We start from the raw sequence: 18,984 nt of genomic DNA, 5'->3' as shown, positions 1-18,984 counted from the left end.
TAAAATAAATAGAATAAAGTTGTTTTTTATATTTATTTAAGATTTAATACAAGAGGAATTAAAAGCTAATAACTATTGAATTAACGTGTTTTAGCCTTTTTATTATAGCCATTTTTCGCCAAATGCAATTTTTCTTATTGTAAAAACAAATTCTTTTTTGAAATAGAATGCATGATTTTTATTTGATATGTATCTACCATATTTATTTGAATAGATGGGATTATACTGGCCGTTTGCTCGTTTTGAATCTTTTGAACGAACTTGTATAAATTTCCCGTTTGTTGTGTGAATATAGCCATCTGACGAGGTAGTAATATGTTCATTTAATCCGTTGCAAATAGTGTAATAGTCTTTTTCTAATTGCTCATAGACGATTGAAAACTGATGATTTTCCATAGATACATGAATATATGGCATAATATACCAATTTGATTGATGACCTTCCTTACAAATAGGAACGTATAGCAAATTTGAAATTTTTTTGTATATGTAAGATTCTTGAAAAGGTTGTATACTTAATAGATTGTCAATTTCCTTTGATATTTGTGTAATAAATACAGTTTCTTTAGGTTTGCCGTTTGCCTGTACTTTGTTAGTTTTAAGTTCACCATCTTCACAATCAAGCTGGTTGCTTGAAAGCATTAATCCAGAGGTTAATTCGAGCATCTGCCCAGCTTGTCCTTTGTTTAGCAGAATTGTCTCTAACCTTTCAGTATTATATAAATCTCCAAATTTAATACCTATTAAAGGTGCAATTTTTGTTTTTAATTCTTGTAAAGTCATTTTACATGCGCCTCCTAAAAATATATGTTTTAATTATACTACTCTTCCATAAAATTTCATATCCCAAACAGCAAAGCATATTTCTTAATAGTCTATGTTTAAGCAAAGATTTTCATCTTCAACTGAATATTGATGGAGATTGATGTTAAAGATCTTGATATAATTGGAGGTAATAGAATGAGTGAAGTTTTTAAGTTAGAAACAAAGTCTATTTGGAGTTTTAAGGATAGAGGAAATTACGGCGTACATAAGGGAGATTATAGAGGAAATTGGAGTCCTTTCGTTCCGAAAAATATAATATTAAGATATTCAATAGAGAATGATTTAGTATTGGATCAGTTTTTGGGAAGTGGAACCACTTTAATAGAAGCAAAGAGTTTAAACAGAAGAGGACTTGGTTGTGATATAAATTCCGTAGCATTAGAAATTTCTAAGAAAAGAATTGAACAAACAAGTGGAGACACATATATAAGGTTGTTTAATGCCAATGCTAGAGATTTAAGTTTCATTAAAAAACAGCTCTGTTGATTTAATTTGTACTCATCCACCTTATGCAAATATTATAAAGTACAGTAAAGATATTATTGGTGATTTATCTCTTCTTAGTATTAATGAATTTTATGAAGCAATAAAAGATGTTGCAAAGGAATCTTATAGAGTTTTAAAAAATAAAAAATACTGTGCAATTATGATGGGAGATATCAGGGTAAATGGGTATGTAGTTCCATTAGGATTTAATATTATGAATGAATTTTTAAGCCAAGGTTTTGTATTAAAAGAAATTATAATTAAAGAGCAGCATAATTGTAGTTCTACAAAGTACTGGAAAGAGATTAGCTTAAAAAGAAATTTTTATCTGCTTGCTCATGAATACCTATTTATATTTTTTAAACAATAAATAATTAATTACTGGATTTATTCTTAAGTAACATTATAATATAATTTGTGTAATGTTACTTTGAGGGGGGGGAGTACTTTGAAATTCATTGGTAATACAAATTATATGTTATTGATAGGAGATTGCATTAAAGAATTAAAGAAACTTGAGAGTAAGTCGATACCAATGATATTTGCAGATCCACCATATAGACTTAGTAACAATGGAATAACTTGCAAGTCAGGGAAAATAGCTACAGTAAATAAAGGTGAATGGGACCAATCTAATGGGATTGATTTTGATTATAAATTTAATATGAAATGGCTAAAAGAATGTGATAGAGTTTTAAAAGATAATGGAACAATGTGGATAACAGGAACATATCATATAATTCATTCAATAGCATTTTCATTATTAAAGATGGATTATTACATAATAAATGAGATTACATGGGTCAAACCAAATGCAGCACCAAATATGGGGTGTAGATGTTTTACTGCAAGTCAAGAAACAGTACTTTGGGTTAAGAAGAGTAAGAAAGCAAAACATATTTTTAATTATCAACTGATGAAAGAATTGAATGGTGGTAAGCAGATGAGGAGTGTATGGGAGATACCAACAACGCCTAAAAGAGAAAAGATACATGGTTATCATCCTACTCAAAAACCTAAGGAATTGCTGTATAGGTGTGTATTATCAAGTACTAATAAAGATGATTTAATTCTAGATCCATTTTGTGGTTCAGGTACAACGGGCGTTGTAGCTATAGAAAATGGCAGAAAATTTATAGGAATTGATAATAACAAGGATTATCTGGAACTTGCATATAGAAGAATCGAAGAAATAATAGCAACTAATACTGAACAAATATTGGATTAGATTAAGAGGTGATTACAATGAATTTTAATTTAAAGCCATTTTTAAAATGGGCTGGGGGTAAATCTCAGTTATTAGACGATATAATTGAAAACTTACCTGCAAATATAAATTTGTTAAATAAATATGTTGAGCCATTTGTTGGGGCCGGATCTGTATTTTTATATTTTATAGAAAATAACTATTTTGATGAATATATTATTAATGATATAAATCCTAAGTTGATAAATTTATATAAAGTTATTAAGGATAATGTTGAAGCATTAATTTCAGAAACTTTGGAACTTAAAACTAGATATTTAGAAGCTGATATTGAAGAGAGAGAAAAATTATATTATGAAATAAGATATAGTTTTAATGAAGAAAATTGTGATGATATTAAGTCTGCTGCATATTTTATTTTTTTAAATAAGACTTGTTTTAATGGTCTATATAGAGAAAATTCAAAAGGTGAGTTTAATGTACCATTTGGAAAATATAGCAATCCAAGTTTTTTTGATGAATTTCAATTGAGAAAAATATCAAAATTATTAGGTATAAGAAATGAAGTTGGAAACTATAAGGTAAAAATATTAAATAAATCCTTTAATGAGCTTGAACCGTTTATTGATGACAATACATTTGTATATTGTGATCCTCCATATAGACCAGTTACAGCAGGAGGATTCACATCTTATAATAAGAGTAATTTTAATGATGAATCACAAATTTTATTAAGAGATTTCTATAAAGTAGTACATAAAAAAGGTGCTAAGATAATGTTAAGTAATTCAGATCCTAAAAACTTAGATAAAAATGATAATTTTTTTGATGATTTATATTCAGATTTTTACATAAAAAGGGTATATGCAAAAAGATCTATTAATTCAGTAGGAAGTGCCAGGGGACAAATAACAGAGTTGTTAATAACAAATTATAAAGCAAAAAAAGATTTAGAATTAAATAAAATCAATGAAGAAGTAGCACTACATGCTGATGATATGAATAAAGAGATAAATTTCTATATTGGAATTTAATAATGAAAATTTATTTATTAAATAAAAACAAGGAAGCAACTATTGGTTGGCAAATTTGTTGTTTTACATCGGTAGTTATTACTAATGATGCTTAGTATACTAGAACTGATGTGATGAAATTCTCATGATTTTCAATATATAGAAGGACATCTAAAGTATATTGACATAAATCCGATTTAAGTTTGGCACTAGGGCTCGTATTTGTATAATATCTTATTGTATGTTCTGTTTATTAAGGAGTTTTGAAATCTCTTTTAATTTATATATTTTTATCTTGTTTCTATTGCCTAAGACAAAAAATTAATAAAACTCTTGACTTTGAGTTACTTGAATGGGATAAAATTAGAGTAAAGAGGAGGAATTAATGTGAAAGTATTATTAATTAACGGAAGCCCTAATGAGAAAGGATGTACATATACGGCTTTGAGCGAAGTAGCAAAAACTTTGACACAACAAGGAATAGAGACAGAAATTATCCATGTTGGCAATAAAGATATCAGAGGATGTATAGGGTGCCGCAAATGTAAAACAACAGGTAAATGCGTTTTTAATGATATTGTAAATGAAACAGCACCAAAATTTGAGCAAGCTGACGGCATTGTGATTGGATCACCTGTGTATTATGCATCAGCAAATGGAACTCTAATATCTTTTTTAGACCGTCTTTTTTATAGCGTGCCGGCTGATAAAACTATGAAGGTAGGAGCAGCGGTAGTATCTGCAAGGAGAGGCGGTTGCTCATCTACGTTTGACGAAATAAACAAATATTTTACAATTTCAGGAATGCCAATCGCTTCAAGTCAATATTGGAACAGTGTTCATGGATTTACGCCAGATGACGTGAGAAAGGACGAAGAGGGCCTGCAAACAATGCGCACTTTGGGGAGAAATATGGCATTTTTAATCAAGAGTATTTCGTTAGGAAAAGAAAAGTTCGGCTTACCAGAAAAAGAACAGCGAATAGCAACCAATTTTATTTAATAGAAGAATTGCAGATTAATGAAAAGAAGTACAAATTTCAAGTTATTGTAATGTTTGGATATATTTATTTAAAGAGCAGTATTATATTAAATACTGCTCTTTAAAATTAAATATTAAATAGCCCCTACAATTTTATGAGGAACATATAGTTCTTCAAGATATGTAATATCTTCATCGGTAAGTTTTAAATTTAAAGCCCCCACAGCATCGTCAAAATATTTTGCTTTTGTTGCACCAATTATCGGTGCAGTAACTCCCTTAGCAAACTGCCATGCAAGAGAAATTTGAGTCATTGTGGCATTGTACTTATTTGCAAGTTCATTTACTCGAAGAACAATACCATAATCGGTTTCTTGTGTGCTGTCATATTTAGAAACTGCAGTTTTATCGGTCTGGCTGCGCTTTGTATCAGTTTTCCATTCAGGGCGGGAAAGTCTTCCTGCGGCAAGGGGACTATAGGGAGTGAGTGCCACATTCTGCTGTTTGCAGATTGGAATAAGTTCACGTTCATCTTCACGATAGATCAGATTATAGTGATTCTGCATTGAAACAAATTTTGTCCAGCCATTCTTCTCTGCCGCAAGCTGCATATTATAAAACTGATATCCATACATTGCAGAAGCACCAAGGGCTCTTACCTTACCTGCTTTAACAAGACTGTGGAGTGCTTCCATTGTTTCTTCTATCGGTGTGTTATAGTCGAAGCGGTGAATAATGTAAAGGTCAACGTAATCTGTGCCCAGTCGTTTTAGAGAGTTGTCAATCTCACGCAATATTGCTTGTTTTGATAGTTTTCCTTCATTAAAATAAACTTTTGTGGCTATAACTACTTTATCACGGCTTATATTGTTTTTAATTGCACGGCCGAGATATTCTTCACTGGTACCCCCTGAATATACATTTGCTGTATCAAAGAAATTAATGCCTAAATTAAGAGCGTGTTTGATGAGTGTTTCGCTATCCTCAGCATTCAGTGTCCATTCATGAAAATTGCTTGCAGTGTCACCAAAGCTCATGCAGCCTACGCAAAGGCGTGATACAAGAAGATTTGAATTTCCAAGTTTTAAATAATCCATTTTGTTCCCTCCTCAATTAATCAGTTATTGATGATAGATTTTTTACAGTTTTTACATACGTTTGTATGTGTAATATTATAATAAATTCTGGAGTTAACTCTAAGTCAAGGGGGTTAATAATTAATTTACATTTTTTATTGTATTTTAAATTTCTACTAAGGAAAGTATTTTCAAATTAAAAGTGCTAAAAAATACTTGACTTGGAGTTAACTCTAAGGAGTAGAGTGATAATAGAAAGTAATGAAAGCGAGGGAAAAAATATGAGTAGCTTTAATATGTATATACCAACAAGAACTTTATTTGGAGTTGGTATGTTAAACAGCCTTAAGGATCAGGCTATGCCAGGTAAAAAGGCATTGATTGTAATTACTAATGGAAAATCTATCAGGGAAAACGGCTATCTTTTAAGAGTAGAAGAGCAGCTTAAACTTGCAGGAGTTCAAACAGTTGTATTTGATAAAGTAGAACCAAATCCATTAAAAACAACAGTTATGGCTGGAGCTGTATTTGCTAAAGAAAACGGTTGTGATTTTATTGTGGCGTTGGGTGGCGGAAGCTCTATGGATGCATCAAAAGCAATTGCAATCATGGCAACAAATCCGGGAGATCTTTGGGATTATGTTCAGTCAGGAACAGGAAAAAGAAAAGCAATTGAAAATAAACCTCTTCCTATAATAGCAATAACAACAACAGCAGGAACCGGATCTGAAACAGATGCAGGTGCAGTTATAACAAATGAAGAAACTCAGGAAAAAGTTGGTATTAAAGACCCTAGGTTATTCCCAGTGTTTGCTATTGTAGATCCAGAACTTATGAGGACAGTACCGCCTAAATTTACAGCTTTCCAGGGATGGGATGCCTTGTCACACAGCATGGAAGGGTATATCAATAACAAAACAAATTTAATGAGCGATATGTATGCCATCACTGCAATTGAAAATGTCAGTCGTTATCTTGCTAGAGCAGTAAAGGATGGAAATGATATGGAAGCAAGAGAAAGAGTTGCCTTTGGCAATAATCTGTCAGGTGTAGTAATGTGTGTAGGTACAACTTCCAGCCAGCATTCCTTGGAACATGCTATGTCTGCATACCATCAGGATTTACCTCACGGAGCAGGACTTATTATGCTTAGCAAGGCATATTTCACTCATTTCATTAACAAACATGTCTGTGATGACCGTTTTATACGTATGGCAAAAGCAATGGGTATGGAAGATGCAAAGGAGCCTATGGATTTTATAACTATGCTTTCAAAGTTACAAGAAGAATGCGGTATAGCTGATTTAAAGATGTCGGATTATGGTATCAAACCTGAGGAGTTTGAAACTTTTGCACATAATGCAAAGGATGCAATGAGCGGACTGTTCTTAGTTGACAGATGTGAACTGAGCATAGAGGATTGCATAGCTATTTACGAGGCTAGCTTTAGATAAATAAGCGAGAAAAATAATTTTTGAAAAGAGAGGTTAAATTATGCGTATAAGTGAAACAGCAAATAAAAACCATGAAAAATTGTTTCCTAATCATAAATCAACACTTAAAGTAACAGATCCAGAGCTTATAGAAATATTTTATAACTTTGCATTTGATGAGGTGTTGCAATATGGTGAATTAGATATTAAGTTAAGAATGAAAGTTATATTAGCAGCAATGATTGCCATGCAGACATTAAGTGAATACAAAGTAATGCTTGGAGCGGCATTAAATGTAGGAGTTACGCCAATAGAAATCAAAGAAATAGTATATCAGTCCGTACCATATTGCGGTATTGCAAAGTCTTTTGATTTCATTCATGCAACTAATGAAATTCTTACTCAGAGAGGCATTGAGCTTCCATTAGAGGGACAGTCAACTACTAATCCTGATACTAGAATGGAGAAAGGGTTAAAAATACAAAAAGAAATCGTCGGAGCAGAAGTAATTGATAAAATGTATGAAAATTCTCCAGAAAATCAGATTCATATTCAAAAATATTTATCATCTAATTGTTTTGGTGATTATTATACAAGAGATGGACTTGATATCAAGACAAGAGAATTGCTTACGTTTTCCATGCTCATTGCTATGGGAGGTTGTGAGAAGCAGGCAAAAGGCCACATCAAGGCAAATTTAAATGTAGGAAATAATAAACAGCTTTTATTAACTGTTATTACAAATCTGCTGCCGTACATTGGTTATCCAAGAACACTAAATGCGATTAGCTACTTAAACGAAATTATTCCAGAAAATAAATAAGAAAGAAGGATTTGAAATGAGTGAAGTAAAAGATTTAAGTAATAGTGTAATTTTCCCTATAGGAGATGTTTTTGAAAGTAATAATTTTAATGGAACGGTTCATCTTAAAATGCTTACAGGTAAACCGTGCCCTATTGGTAATGTAACCTTTGAACCAGGATGTCGCAATAACTGGCATAAGCATCCAGGCGGCCAGATATTACTTGTAACTGGTGGAAAAGGATATTATCAGGAATGGGGAAAACCAGCCAAAAAACTTCATGCTGGAGATGTTGTAAATATACCGGCAGATGTGAAACATTGGCATGGGGCAGCAAAAGACAGCTGGTTTGTACATTTAGCAGTAGAAGCTGATGCTTCAAAAGGATCAACTGAGTGGCTGGAACCTGTATCTGATGAGGAGTATGAAAGAGCAAACAGCAATTAACCAGAATGAGAAATATTAAGAGGTGAAACGCATGACAATTGCAGAAGTAAGTGAGAGATTTGGCATTTCACAGGATACTCTTCGTTATTATGAGCGTATCGGCTTAATACCTCCTGTGAACCGCAATAAAAGCGGAAACAGAAACTATACAGAAGAAGACTTAAGATGGGTAGAATTTATCAAATGCATGAGAGGAGCAGGTCTTCCTATCGAAGTATTAATTGAGTATGTTACACTGTTTCAACAAGGTGATGAAACAGTGGAGGCAAGAAAGGAACTTTTGATTGAGCAGCGTAATGAGCTCATAGCAAGAATTGAAGATATGAAGAAAACACTGGAACGTCTTAATTTAAAAATTGCAAGATATGAGCAGATAGTAGTTCAAAAAGAAAAAGGACTTAAAAAATTAAAAGATTAATTTTGTGTAACATATAATAATTGTACACCCCCCTTTGATTCAGAGGGGGATTTTTACGTAAAAGTAATAAAAATAGCAAAAGTTCTTATTATAATTTATATATTGCTCTTCATTAAAATCAAAAAGTCACTAAATATTGAAATTTTTAAAAATTACTTTAAATCTGTACATAATTATAGCTTTGGCTTATATAATATAGTACAATTTAATTATAAAAAATATTTTTGGAGGATTTTAATATGGACAAGTCAATTGGATTTGGAAATGATGTGGTGTGGGAAGATACAATTTTGTATGAATATTCAGAAGAAAATATAAATCAAAATAGTTTAAATTTTTATAAAATCCGTAATAAACCAGAAGAAATTGTAATTGAAAACAATACAGAAGGTAGGATAACAGATTCCAAATTCAGTTTTACTTTAGTAAAGCAGGCGGCAATAAGATTTTTAAAGCAAAATGCGGTATTTTTAATATGTATTTCAGTAATATGGATTTTGGCAGGTTCACAGGATTATCTTATTAAGTTATTTAACACGCCTGTTATTGGTAAACCTCTTACAAGATTTGCTTTATTTATTGGTTCTGGAGCTACAGGTAATTTTTTAAGATATATAACAGCTACTTACAATGGACCTGTCTTTAATATGACGGTATATACTTTTTTTGTTGCAATTGCTGCAAAAACTGTTTATTTGCTGGCAGTTACTGAGGTTGTGTTCCCGGCAATTAAAGAACTGTTTAAAGATTCTGCACAAGCTAAAAAATATTATACTAATGTTTGGAATTTAGCGAAAAATAATTTACTTCAGGGTATTTATAAGAAAAACACATTAGGTTTTTTACTTGTTGGTGCAGGTTCTGCTTTAGCTTTATCGAATTTTCTAACTCGAAACGGCAAATTTGATAAGTCATTTGTACTATTTCTGCTTTCATTTGTAATGTTAAAAGGCCTTGGTGGTTCATTGCCATCTGTATTGGATTTCTTGCTTTGTAAGGTTATGAGGGCTATGACGTTTTTGATGGCGGGATTTAATGAAAATAGCAATTCTTTTTATCAGATTATGCGCTTAGGAGCTATATTTGGGTTTTTACTTGCAATTATAGTTGGCAATTTCGGTGAGTTTTTTGGATACAATGCTGGAATTGTTATAATGATTGTCGGAGTAGTTATAAACTTTATTAACAAAGGGAGTTTAAAACATGACAATTAGAAAAATTTATGACAGTGGCAGATTTATTTCTGCCTTTAATGATGAAAATGGAGATTATATAAGAACAGGTATACTTGATGAAAATGGTAATGATACTGGTATTGATCCAATGTTTGCTGATTTTCCACAGCTTCTTGACATAGGTATAATGGGGCATTGCCAGCATGGTTTATCGGGGAAGTGTAAGGAGTTAGGTATTCAGTGTTACCAGAGTGGAGCTTATATTGATATGCCTAATATGCCCTTTGAGGACTTTAAAACAATCATTTCTCAGTGTGAGGGCAGGACATTCCAAGTTGCACTAGGTGGTAGAGGCGACAGTGAAATGCACGAAGATTTTGAAAATATACTTTCGGTTTGCAGGCATTATGGAATTGTACCCAATACTACTACATCAGGATATGGCTTGGATAATGAAAAAGTTAAGATAATAAAACGATACTGCGGTGCGGTAGCTGTAAGTTGGTACAAAACTGAATATACTTATAAAGCAATTAATATGCTGCTGGATGCAGGTGTTACAACTAATATCCATTTTGTGCTGGGACAAAACAGCATAGATGAGGCTATTGATATATTGTCCAAGGATCTTATTCCAAAGGGAATTTCTAGATTCATATTTTTACTTCATAAGCCTGTAGGGATGGGGGATAAAAACAGAATTTTAAGGGCTGATGATATTAGAATTAAAAAGTTTTTTGATCTTTTATCAGATAGCTATATTGCAGAACGTACGGGTTTTGACTCTTGTTTGGTACCAGGAATAATAAAAAACTGTATAAATATAATGCCTGAAAGTTTTGATGCTTGTGAGGCAGGCAGATTTTCTGCTTATATAGGCGCTGATATGATGATGTCTCCATGTAGTTTTGACAGACAAAATAAGGTATCAATGAGTCTTAAAGAATATACAATTAAAGAAGTCTGGGACAGTCCTGAGTTTTCGAAATTGAGAGAATTTTTTGAAAAAAGTTGTCAGGGCTGTTATTATAGGAGTAATTGTTTAGGAGGGTGTCCATATTATCCTGAAATTAGACTTTGCAAGGAAGGAGTATAAAATATGAAATTTAGAAAAGGCTTTGTTACTAATTCAAGTTCAACAAATTTTGGGGTTATGGTAGTGACCTCACTGGCGAGTATTTCGGCGGCATCATTTTTGTCTTTTTGGGAGCATGTGTTTGGAGTAGATAATTCAAAGAAAAAGGATTATGTTCGGCTGTGTATAGAGGTACCAGATGGCAGAGTATTAAAAATGGGTCAGAGCACATATATAAAGGCTACCATTTTAAAGACATCAATAGTAGAGGGAAAGCTTGAGGGTTCTGTAGAAAGCGTTGGAAAAGCGGTTATTAATATATTGAAGGGAAAAGAACTTTTAGATAGTATCAGCGGTGAGGGTGATGAGCGTATTGATTTTACCGTTACTTGTGATAAGAATGTTTTAAGATCTGCAAATAAATCAATTGTATTTCAGGTAAGTGGTGAAGGCATGCAGCAAACTGTGGAATTTGAAGTGCCATACTATGATGTAACTCCGGAAATTGATGTTTTTTTTGCAGGCAAAGGGGAAAAAAAATTAGTAAATCTGAATGCGAACTATAAAACTAAATTCAATAATTTTTATAAAAATTGCAAGTACTTAAAAGGTAAGGTTTTAAATGAAAATGAGGGAGAGGTGTCTTCTACTACTATTGAATTGACAGAAGATATGTCTGAGGAATTAATAAAAAAAGTGTTTGGTAAAAGTAAATCAAAAATAGATAATGTATTTACTATAGTTCCTGAAAAAAGTTTTGTTCATGATGTTATTAAATATACAGCAAGAATTATAAAAGAATCTATAATTGTTCCAGCTGCAATGAAAGAACCTTTGGAAATAAAGCATTCAGGAACTCAAAACAAGGATGAACAACAAAAGAAAGCTTTTAAGCTTTATGTAAAGGTAATGAAATATGATGAAAAGAAAAAAGATGTTGCAAATGATATTGATCTTGTAAATGATTTGGAGTTTTCATTCACTGCTAAACCTAGTGTTAAACATATCACTGAAGAGAAAGCCAATGAAATAATTGAAAAGTCGAAAATCATAGTTGAAATAGACCCTGATAATGGTGCTGCTACTGACAGCAAAAATTATGCCACTTACTTAATTTATCCTACGGAGGATATTGAAGCTGATGTAGATAAATTAGATATGCTTTTAACTGTATCATGTAAGGATAAAGATATAGAGCCTCTAACTTTGGAAGCAGCTTTGATTCCAAAGCCGAACTATAAAGCAATGATTAAGTGGTTTATTGAAAGACCAAACGGAACATATATAGACAAGTTTGTTAAAATTGGTGATGTAAGTAAGTTCTTTAGTGCAATTGATTTTATATCAAACAACGTCATAGAACATTCAAAAGCATATAAGCCAAGGTCATCAGAAAATCATTATGAAGACGGAAAGCTTGATGTTATGAGACCGAGAAGTGTTATTTTGAGAAAAGAAAGTCTGCCAACTCAAATAGGCCAATTTAAAGAGATACAGTCATTGTATCATGAATTATGTCATGCTATTGAAGATCAGAATGGTGATATAGGAATATTAAATAGTGTGGATCCTGAGAAACATGCATACTTCTGTCAATATCTTACTGATGCAGTTAAAGTATTGACAAATATTGAAAAAAGTTTTCCGGCAGACCTTGATAATTGCATTACTCAGGCAATTTCTTATTATAATATGACGTTTTTTAATGCTAATAATGTAGAACCTATAAATTATTTTGCGGATTTTGAGTGGTTTGGGGTCACAACTCCTACACAACACAAGGTATTTGAAAAATATGCTATGATGAATGTATATTATGAAGGCTCAATGCTATCATCTGAACAAACTCAGAAAATTGCAGCATGCGTTAAGAAAAACTATTTTCCAGGTAATATAGTAGGTAAATTTATTGAATCTGATGGATTCTTTAAAGGTGCCAATTGGCAATTTGTTTGGGGTGGCGGAGAATTAAAAAATATAAATATAAGTCTGCCTGGATATACATTCAAAATGACAAAGAGGGCGTGGCATGGAGGAAATACTTTAGCCATGACGGTTTATTTTGATATCGAAGCACAAAACGGAAAAACAGACAGCCTTATAGCAGTTTTAGATGCAGGAACTTTTAATAATGATGATTACCATTACCCTACTGTAACAGAATTTAATTTAACTTGGAAACCAACTTTGAAAATAAGTGATTGTATACTTGGAAATTATATGGATAAGACAATTAAATTGATTAGAAAATAGGATACTAACGCTAAAATAAATCCAGTAGAACAAGCTGTAAAGCCTTCTACTGGATTTTATTATTGATAAATTTACACTTAAATTAGAAAAAAATCTAATTTTATTACAATTATTATAAAGTCATATGTTTAACTTTAACTCCTTCAAGATTTAAAAGTTCTTTTTCAAGTTTTTCAACTTCATTTAAATCTGAATTAAGCTGCAAAAGAATTAGCCCTTTTTCTGAACAAAAATCAGAGCTTTGTTCATGCAATCCAATTCTTGCTCGTATAGCACAGCCGTGATTTGTTAAAACTGATTGTACTTTTGGAGCTTGAGCAGTTCGTGGATCTAAAGTTAATGCCATAATTGTTGTCTCCATAATGCTGCCTCCTGTCTAAATATCAAATTTATAAATATTATTCCCTGAATAAATAATAAAATTCAATAAAAACTTTTAATTTTATAGTTGATGTAATTTATTTTGATTAAAAGTTATAAAAAATATTAAAAATTCAAATTGGCATTTGACAATAACAAAAAATAGTAGTATTATGAAAGTGGCAAATGCCAATATACTTTTGGGAGATGATTTTATGGGAGAATGTACTTCATGTCCATCAAATAATGAATGCACTAAAGATAAAGAAAGTTGTATGATTGAAAATAATCCTTTAAACAATGTAAAAAAAATTATTGGAGTTATGAGTGGAAAAGGAGGAGTTGGAAAATCTTCAATTTCTGTTCTTATTGCAAAACATTTAAATCAATTAGGTTATAGTGTAGGAGTATTAGATGCAGATATAACAGGTCCAAGTATTCCAAGACTTCTTGGATTAAAAGAGAAAAAAGCAAGCGGTATTGAACAGGTGTTATTACCTGTTGAAACTTTTGATGGTATAAAGGTTATGTCATTAAATTTTTTAACAGAGAAAGAAGATGAACCTGTAATTTGGAGAGGACCTGTGATTTCAGGTGTTGTTAAGCAGTTTTGGACAGATGTTTTTTGGGGAGATTTGGATTATTTAATAATTGATATGCCTCCGGGAACAGGTGATGTTCCTTTAACTGTAATGCAGTCAATACCTATTAATGGGGTTATAATGGTATCTGTGCCGCAGGATTTAGTGTCTATGATAGTTTCAAAAGCTGTAAATATGGTAAGAAAGATGAACATAAATGTTTTAGGTGTTATTGAAAATATGAGTTATATAACTTGTCCTGATTGTGGCAAAAAAATAAAACTTTTCAATGGACAAAATACAGATAAATTTTTAAAGGAAATGGATTTAAAACTTTTAGCAGAGCTTCCTATGTTAAATAGTATAAGCAGTTTAAGCGATTGCTGGTATGAAAGTGTAAATGAAAGTCTTGAATTAATCTTCAATCCTATAGTAACAAGTATTATTAGAGATTTGGAGGAATCAAAATGAAAATAGCAATTTCAGCAACAGGAAAAACTTCAGAAAATTTACTAGATGTTAGATTTGGAAGATGTGAGTATTTTCAAATTCATGATACAGAAAGCAAAGAAATAAAAATTATAGAAAATGAAGGTAAAAATTCTAGCGGGGGAGCAGGTATTGCTGCATCTAATCAGTTAATTGATGAAAAAGTAGATGTTATTATAACAGGAAATCTTGGACCGAATGCTTTTGAAATTATTGAAAGAGCAGGTATTAAAGCATATAAATGCAATAATATACCTATAAGTTCAGTAATTGAACAATATAATAAGGGAGAACTTAAAGAAATAAAAACAGCTGGTCCTGCACATCATGGAGGAGCTCACTAGATTGGAGATGAGTATAGGTTGAATATAGTGGTGCTTAGTGGAAAAGGAGGAACAGGTAAAACTACAGTTTCTACAAATCTTGCCATTGCATTAAAATCAAATTATATAGATTGTGATGTAGAAGAACCAAATGGTTTCTTATTTTTAAATCCTCAAATAGACAAAACAGAAAAAGTTATGGTTGAATATCCTGTTATAGATGATAATAAATGTACTTCCTGTGGAGCTTGTGTAAGGGTATGTCAATTTAATGCTCTTGCAAAAGTAAAAGAAGATATTATGCTATTTCAAAAGTTATGCCATGGCTGTGGTGCTTGTCAGATTGTATGTAACAATGCTGCTATAACTTATAATAAAAGAGAAATAGGTAGAATTGAAAGCGGCAAAGCTAGAGATATAAGTATAAATTGCAGCAGAGGAATTTTAAACATAAGTGAACCTATGGCAGTACCTGTTATTCGAGAGCTTCTTAAAAATTTATCAGATAATATTAATATAATTGATTGTCCGCCAGGTACTTCTTGTAACGTTGTGAATGCTTTAAAATATGCAGATGGAGCTATACTTGTAACAGAACCTTCAGAATTTGGTCTTCATGATTTAAAAATGGCTGTAAAATTAGTGAAAATGTATAACATACCTTTTGGTATAGTTATAAACAAAGATGATGATAAAGATAACATAATAAAAAAATATTGCAGAGATGAAAAAATAAATTTATTTGGAACTATACCTTATAGAAAAGAAACCGCAGTACTTTATTCTAAAGGAAAAATACTTTATGAAGATTTTCAGCATAGAAAAATATTTGATGAACTAACTGAGGCGGTAAAGGGGGCTTTATTATGGAGTTAGTAGTTTTAAGTGGAAAAGGAGGAACAGGTAAAACTACTATTGCTACAGCATTATCTGAGCTTGCCAAAGATGTAATAAGAATAGACTGTGATGTAGATGCACCAAATCTTTATCTGTTTTATAAAGGAAGAGATATTGAAAAGAGAGATTTTATTGGTGGTAAAAAAGCTTTTATAAACAAATTTATATGCAGTAAATGCAGGAAATGTGAAACAGTTTGCAAATTTCATGCTATAGATAATCTTACAATCAATGCTTTTGTTTGTGAAGGTTGTGGAACCTGCGCATTAATATGTCCTGAAAAGGCTATAAAGTTAAAGGATGAAAAAACAGCAGATACATTTGTTACTAAATTAGACAAAGGAATAATTTCAAGAGCAGAGATGGAAATAGGAAGTGATGGTTCAGGAAAATTAATAACTTATCTAAGGAAAAATGCTAAGAGATTCAGTGATAAGGATAAACTAACTATAATAGATGGATCTCCAGGCATTGGATGTTCCGTCATATCTTCAATAACAGGCAGTGATGCTGTATTAGCTGTTACAGAACCTACAAAATCCGGCCTTGAAGATTTGAAAAGGGTAGTAGATTTATGTGAACACTTTGGTATATTTACTATGGTTTGCATAAATAAATATGACATAAATGAAGATATGAGCACAGAAATAGAAAAATTTATAAAAGAAAAAGAATTAGTACTAGTAGGCAAAATTCCTTATGATGATATTGTAATGAAGTCTATAAATGAGCTAAAGCCTATCATATACTATCCAGATAGTAAAGCGTATCATGCTATTAGAAACATGTGGAGTAATATAGAAATGGCTATTAATTAAATTAAAATAAAGGGAGGAAATCAAAATGAAAATAGCAATTGCATGTGAAGGAAAATATGTAAGTGGTCACTTTGGACATTGTGAAGGTTTTGCAATTTATGAAGTAGAGGAAGGCAAAATTTTAGAAAAGAAATTTGAAGCAAACCCAGGACATAGACCAGGATTTTTACCAGTATTTTTAAAAAATCTCGGAGTAAATGTAATAATTGCAGGAGGTATGGGAGAAACAGCACAGCAGCTTTTTAATGAAAATGCAATAAAAGTTTTTGTTGGAGTACAAGGACTATGTGATGATGTTATGGATAAATTTATAAAAGGTACATTAAAATCAACAGGTAGTGTATGTACTGAACATGCTCACGAAGGTCATTGTAATGGCTAATATTTAGGAAGAAGACTTTATATGGATAGAAATCTTTCCTTTTCATTTTAAATGTTCCAAGTGTAATAGTATAATAGATATTGATAGTACAGATTTTAATTTAGAATATATAAAATTAAATAAAAAAATCGAAAAAGAAAAGAACTTAGAAATTAATGATGTAAATATTATGTTACTTGGGATATGCAATAAATGTAAGGAGGATAAAATATGCCTAGACCAACAAAATTCAGAAAAGTAGAGTTTTTTCCAGAGAATACTTATTTTGTACCTTTGGGAAAACCAAAATGCGAAATTGAAGAAATAATTTTAAAAGTAGAAGAACTTGAAGCAATGCGACTAAAAGATATTGAAGAATTAAATCAGGAAGAATGTGCTGAAAAGATGGAAGTATCAAGGCAAACTTTTCAAAATATAATAGATAGTGCAAGAAAAAAGGTTGCTGTTGCTTTGACAGAAGGTAAAGCTATAAAAATAAGCGGCGGACATTATACTACTAATTTTTGCAAATTTAAGTGTTTAGATTGTGGAATAGTTTATGAAATAAATTTTGAGCAGGATAGGGCTATCTGTCCTGCTTGTGGTTCACAAAGAGTTATATGCAGTAAGAAAGCAGAATTTTGTAAAAATTGGTGTAGAAGTAATAACAAACATAGTAATACTCTATAGTTAAAGTGTAAGGAAGTGAATTATATGTTTACAGATGAGTATTCTGATATTGTCATTGAGCATTTTATGTGTCCAAGAAATGCAGGCGTTATAAAAAACTTTAACGGAGAAGGTTCAAATGGAGATCCTAAATGCGGTGACTCTTTAAATATATATATACGAGTAGAAAATAATTTGATAGAAGATATTAGTTTTCTAGTTTATGGATGCCCTGCATCTATTGCTACTAGCAGCATGACAACAGTGCTTGCAAAAGGAAAAACTCTAGATGAAGCATTAAAAATTACTGAAGATGATATTATAAATGCTTTAGGGGGACTTCCAGAAAATAAAAAGCATTGTTCCAACCTTGGAGTTAAAGCATTAAGAAATGCTATTAATAATTATATTCAAAAGTCAGGAAAGCAGTAATGAAGGAAATGATATTAAAAGGTGATGATTAAATGGGTGTTAAAATAACTACTCTTATTGAAAATAATCCTGATGACAATAGGGTTTTATATAGTGAGAGTGGACTTTCTGTTTATATTGAAATTGATGAAATGAAAATTTTATTTGATACAGGTGAAAGCGGAAATTTTATTAAAAATGCTGAAAAAAAGAGTATCGATTTAGGAAATTTAGATTATGTTATATTAAGTCATGGACACTATGATCATAGTGGAGGCTTTAGAGAACTTGTAGAAAATGTAGGAAATTCATTTAAGTTAATTATAGGAAAAGGATTTTTTAATAAAAAATTCAAAGTATTAGAAAAAAGTTCTTATAAATATATTGGAAATTCTTTTGATGAGTCATATATTAATGAAATGAATATCCCTGTAAAATATATTGAAGAAGATATATTTTATATAAATGAAAATATAATGATATTTTTCAATTTTACAAGATGGAATGACTATGAGCTGCTGAATGAAAAATTCGTAATAAAGCAGGATGAAAATTATATTTTAGATGATTTTTCAGATGAAATAGTACTTGCAGTAAATCTCCAAAAGGGATTAATAGTTATATTAGGATGTTCTCATGTTGGTGTAGTTAATATTTTAGAAACTATAATTAAAAGAACAGGGCTGCCTATTTATGGAGTCATTGGCGGCACACATTTAGTTGATGCAGATGAACAAAGGTTAAATAAGACAATTGAATTTTTAAAAGAAAAAAAATATTCAAATTTTAGGAATATGTCATTGTACTGGAGAAAGTGCATTACAAACAATTAGGCAGGAATTTGTTGAAAGCTATTTATATAATAACACAGGTAATGTGATAG

Annotated in this window: 23 protein-coding genes; 20 read left to right on the top strand and 3 right to left on the bottom strand. The window is 31.3% G+C overall.

Features of this window, described 5'->3' with window-relative positions; all coding sequences use genetic code 11:
* Positions 1 to 102: 102 nt before the first annotated feature.
* On the bottom strand, positions 103 to 783 hold the full coding sequence (locus M2651_RS03690; RefSeq protein WP_252130991.1) for a MutH/Sau3AI family endonuclease: 681 nt from the start codon (positions 781 to 783) through the stop codon (positions 103 to 105).
* A gap of 177 nt (positions 784 to 960) precedes the next feature.
* Between M2651_RS03690 and M2651_RS14420 the strand changes: the two genes are divergently transcribed.
* The 5 genes from M2651_RS14420 to M2651_RS03670 all read left to right on the top strand — a co-directional run bounded on the left by M2651_RS14420 (position 961) and on the right by M2651_RS03670 (position 4,533).
* Entirely contained in the window at positions 961 to 1,311 is a 351-nt protein-coding gene (locus M2651_RS14420) for a TRM11 family SAM-dependent methyltransferase (RefSeq protein WP_350338286.1), read from the top strand.
* Positions 1,312 to 1,315: 4 nt separating this feature from the next.
* Complete coding sequence (locus M2651_RS14415; RefSeq protein WP_350338288.1) at positions 1,316 to 1,681, top strand: DNA methyltransferase; 366 nt, start codon at positions 1,316 to 1,318, stop codon at positions 1,679 to 1,681.
* 78 nt (positions 1,682 to 1,759) lie between these two features.
* On the top strand, positions 1,760 to 2,539 hold the full coding sequence (locus M2651_RS03680) for a DNA-methyltransferase (RefSeq protein WP_350338285.1): 780 nt from the start codon (positions 1,760 to 1,762) through the stop codon (positions 2,537 to 2,539).
* Positions 2,540 to 2,556: 17 nt separating this feature from the next.
* Positions 2,557 to 3,552, top strand: a complete 996-nt coding sequence (locus M2651_RS03675) for a DNA adenine methylase (RefSeq protein ID WP_252130990.1) — start codon at positions 2,557 to 2,559, stop codon at positions 3,550 to 3,552.
* Between the two features lie 366 nt (positions 3,553 to 3,918).
* A complete protein-coding gene (locus tag M2651_RS03670) occupies positions 3,919 to 4,533 on the top strand; it encodes a flavodoxin family protein (RefSeq protein ID WP_252130989.1) in 615 nt (204 codons plus the stop codon).
* A gap of 113 nt (positions 4,534 to 4,646) precedes the next feature.
* Here the strand turns inward: M2651_RS03670 and M2651_RS03665 are convergent, their stop codons facing one another.
* A complete protein-coding gene (locus M2651_RS03665; protein ID WP_252130988.1) occupies positions 4,647 to 5,609 on the bottom strand; it encodes an aldo/keto reductase in 963 nt (320 codons plus the stop codon).
* Between the two features lie 260 nt (positions 5,610 to 5,869).
* Here M2651_RS03665 and M2651_RS03660 point away from each other — a divergent pair, with 260 nt between their 5' ends.
* The 7 genes from M2651_RS03660 (at position 5,870) to M2651_RS03630 (ending at position 13,192) form a co-directional block, all read left to right on the top strand.
* Positions 5,870 to 7,042, top strand: a complete 1,173-nt coding sequence (locus tag M2651_RS03660; RefSeq protein WP_252130987.1) for an iron-containing alcohol dehydrogenase — start codon at positions 5,870 to 5,872, stop codon at positions 7,040 to 7,042.
* Between the two features lie 40 nt (positions 7,043 to 7,082).
* The gene (locus M2651_RS03655; protein ID WP_252130986.1) at positions 7,083 to 7,844 is read left to right on the top strand and encodes a carboxymuconolactone decarboxylase family protein; all 762 of its coding nucleotides are present in this window, start codon (positions 7,083 to 7,085) and stop codon (positions 7,842 to 7,844) included.
* A 16-nt stretch (positions 7,845 to 7,860) separates the two neighbouring features.
* Positions 7,861 to 8,271: a cupin domain-containing protein gene (locus M2651_RS03650; protein ID WP_252130985.1), complete on the top strand. Its 411-nt coding sequence runs from the start codon at positions 7,861 to 7,863 to the stop codon at positions 8,269 to 8,271.
* Between the two features lie 31 nt (positions 8,272 to 8,302).
* Positions 8,303 to 8,689 (top strand): MerR family transcriptional regulator, encoded by a 387-nt coding sequence (locus M2651_RS03645; RefSeq protein ID WP_252130984.1) that lies wholly within the window; start codon positions 8,303 to 8,305, stop codon positions 8,687 to 8,689.
* 239 nt (positions 8,690 to 8,928) lie between these two features.
* A complete protein-coding gene (locus tag M2651_RS03640) occupies positions 8,929 to 9,903 on the top strand; it encodes a hypothetical protein (RefSeq protein WP_252130983.1) in 975 nt (324 codons plus the stop codon).
* Positions 9,893 to 10,960 (top strand): radical SAM protein, encoded by a 1,068-nt coding sequence (locus M2651_RS03635; protein WP_252130982.1) that lies wholly within the window; start codon positions 9,893 to 9,895, stop codon positions 10,958 to 10,960. Before M2651_RS03640 ends, M2651_RS03635 begins: the two co-directional genes overlap by 11 nt.
* Before the next feature lie 3 nt (positions 10,961 to 10,963).
* On the top strand, positions 10,964 to 13,192 hold the full coding sequence (locus M2651_RS03630) for a hypothetical protein (protein ID WP_252130981.1): 2,229 nt from the start codon (positions 10,964 to 10,966) through the stop codon (positions 13,190 to 13,192).
* A 112-nt stretch (positions 13,193 to 13,304) separates the two neighbouring features.
* Here the strand turns inward: M2651_RS03630 and M2651_RS03625 are convergent, their stop codons facing one another.
* The gene (locus M2651_RS03625; RefSeq protein ID WP_252130980.1) at positions 13,305 to 13,553 is read right to left on the bottom strand and encodes a CPF_0552 family protein; all 249 of its coding nucleotides are present in this window, start codon (positions 13,551 to 13,553) and stop codon (positions 13,305 to 13,307) included.
* A 214-nt stretch (positions 13,554 to 13,767) separates the two neighbouring features.
* On the opposite strand from M2651_RS03625, the gene M2651_RS03620 reads away from it, so the two are divergent.
* The 8 genes from M2651_RS03620 (at position 13,768) to M2651_RS03585 (ending at position 18,934) form a co-directional block, all read left to right on the top strand.
* Positions 13,768 to 14,604 carry an Mrp/NBP35 family ATP-binding protein gene (locus M2651_RS03620; RefSeq protein WP_252130979.1) on the top strand — a complete coding sequence of 279 codons (837 nt, stop codon included), beginning with the start codon at positions 13,768 to 13,770 and terminating at the stop codon, positions 14,602 to 14,604.
* Positions 14,601 to 14,966: a NifB/NifX family molybdenum-iron cluster-binding protein gene (locus tag M2651_RS03615; RefSeq protein WP_252130978.1), complete on the top strand. Its 366-nt coding sequence runs from the start codon at positions 14,601 to 14,603 to the stop codon at positions 14,964 to 14,966. The genes M2651_RS03620 and M2651_RS03615 overlap by 4 nt, the downstream gene beginning before the upstream one ends.
* Before the next feature lie 18 nt (positions 14,967 to 14,984).
* Complete coding sequence (locus M2651_RS03610; RefSeq protein WP_252130977.1) at positions 14,985 to 15,821, top strand: ATP-binding protein; 837 nt, start codon at positions 14,985 to 14,987, stop codon at positions 15,819 to 15,821.
* Positions 15,812 to 16,660, top strand: a complete 849-nt coding sequence (locus M2651_RS03605; RefSeq protein WP_252130976.1) for an ATP-binding protein — start codon at positions 15,812 to 15,814, stop codon at positions 16,658 to 16,660. The genes M2651_RS03610 and M2651_RS03605 overlap by 10 nt, the downstream gene beginning before the upstream one ends.
* A 25-nt stretch (positions 16,661 to 16,685) precedes the next feature.
* Positions 16,686 to 17,042, top strand: a complete 357-nt coding sequence (locus tag M2651_RS03600; protein ID WP_252130975.1) for a NifB/NifX family molybdenum-iron cluster-binding protein — start codon at positions 16,686 to 16,688, stop codon at positions 17,040 to 17,042.
* 210 nt (positions 17,043 to 17,252) lie between these two features.
* Complete coding sequence (locus M2651_RS03595) at positions 17,253 to 17,711, top strand: DUF134 domain-containing protein (protein ID WP_252130974.1); 459 nt, start codon at positions 17,253 to 17,255, stop codon at positions 17,709 to 17,711.
* A gap of 24 nt (positions 17,712 to 17,735) precedes the next feature.
* The gene (locus M2651_RS03590) at positions 17,736 to 18,122 is read left to right on the top strand and encodes an iron-sulfur cluster assembly scaffold protein (RefSeq protein WP_252130973.1); all 387 of its coding nucleotides are present in this window, start codon (positions 17,736 to 17,738) and stop codon (positions 18,120 to 18,122) included.
* 32 nt (positions 18,123 to 18,154) lie between these two features.
* Positions 18,155 to 18,934: an MBL fold metallo-hydrolase gene (locus tag M2651_RS03585; protein ID WP_252130972.1), complete on the top strand. Its 780-nt coding sequence runs from the start codon at positions 18,155 to 18,157 to the stop codon at positions 18,932 to 18,934.
* Positions 18,935 to 18,984: the final 50 nt, after the last annotated feature.

It is taken from the genome of Clostridium caldaquaticum, from assembly GCF_023806125.1.
Lineage (GTDB): Bacteria > Bacillota > Clostridia > Clostridiales > Clostridiaceae > Clostridium_AT > Clostridium_AT caldaquaticum.
This window is presented reverse-complemented; position numbering and strand designations above follow the sequence as displayed.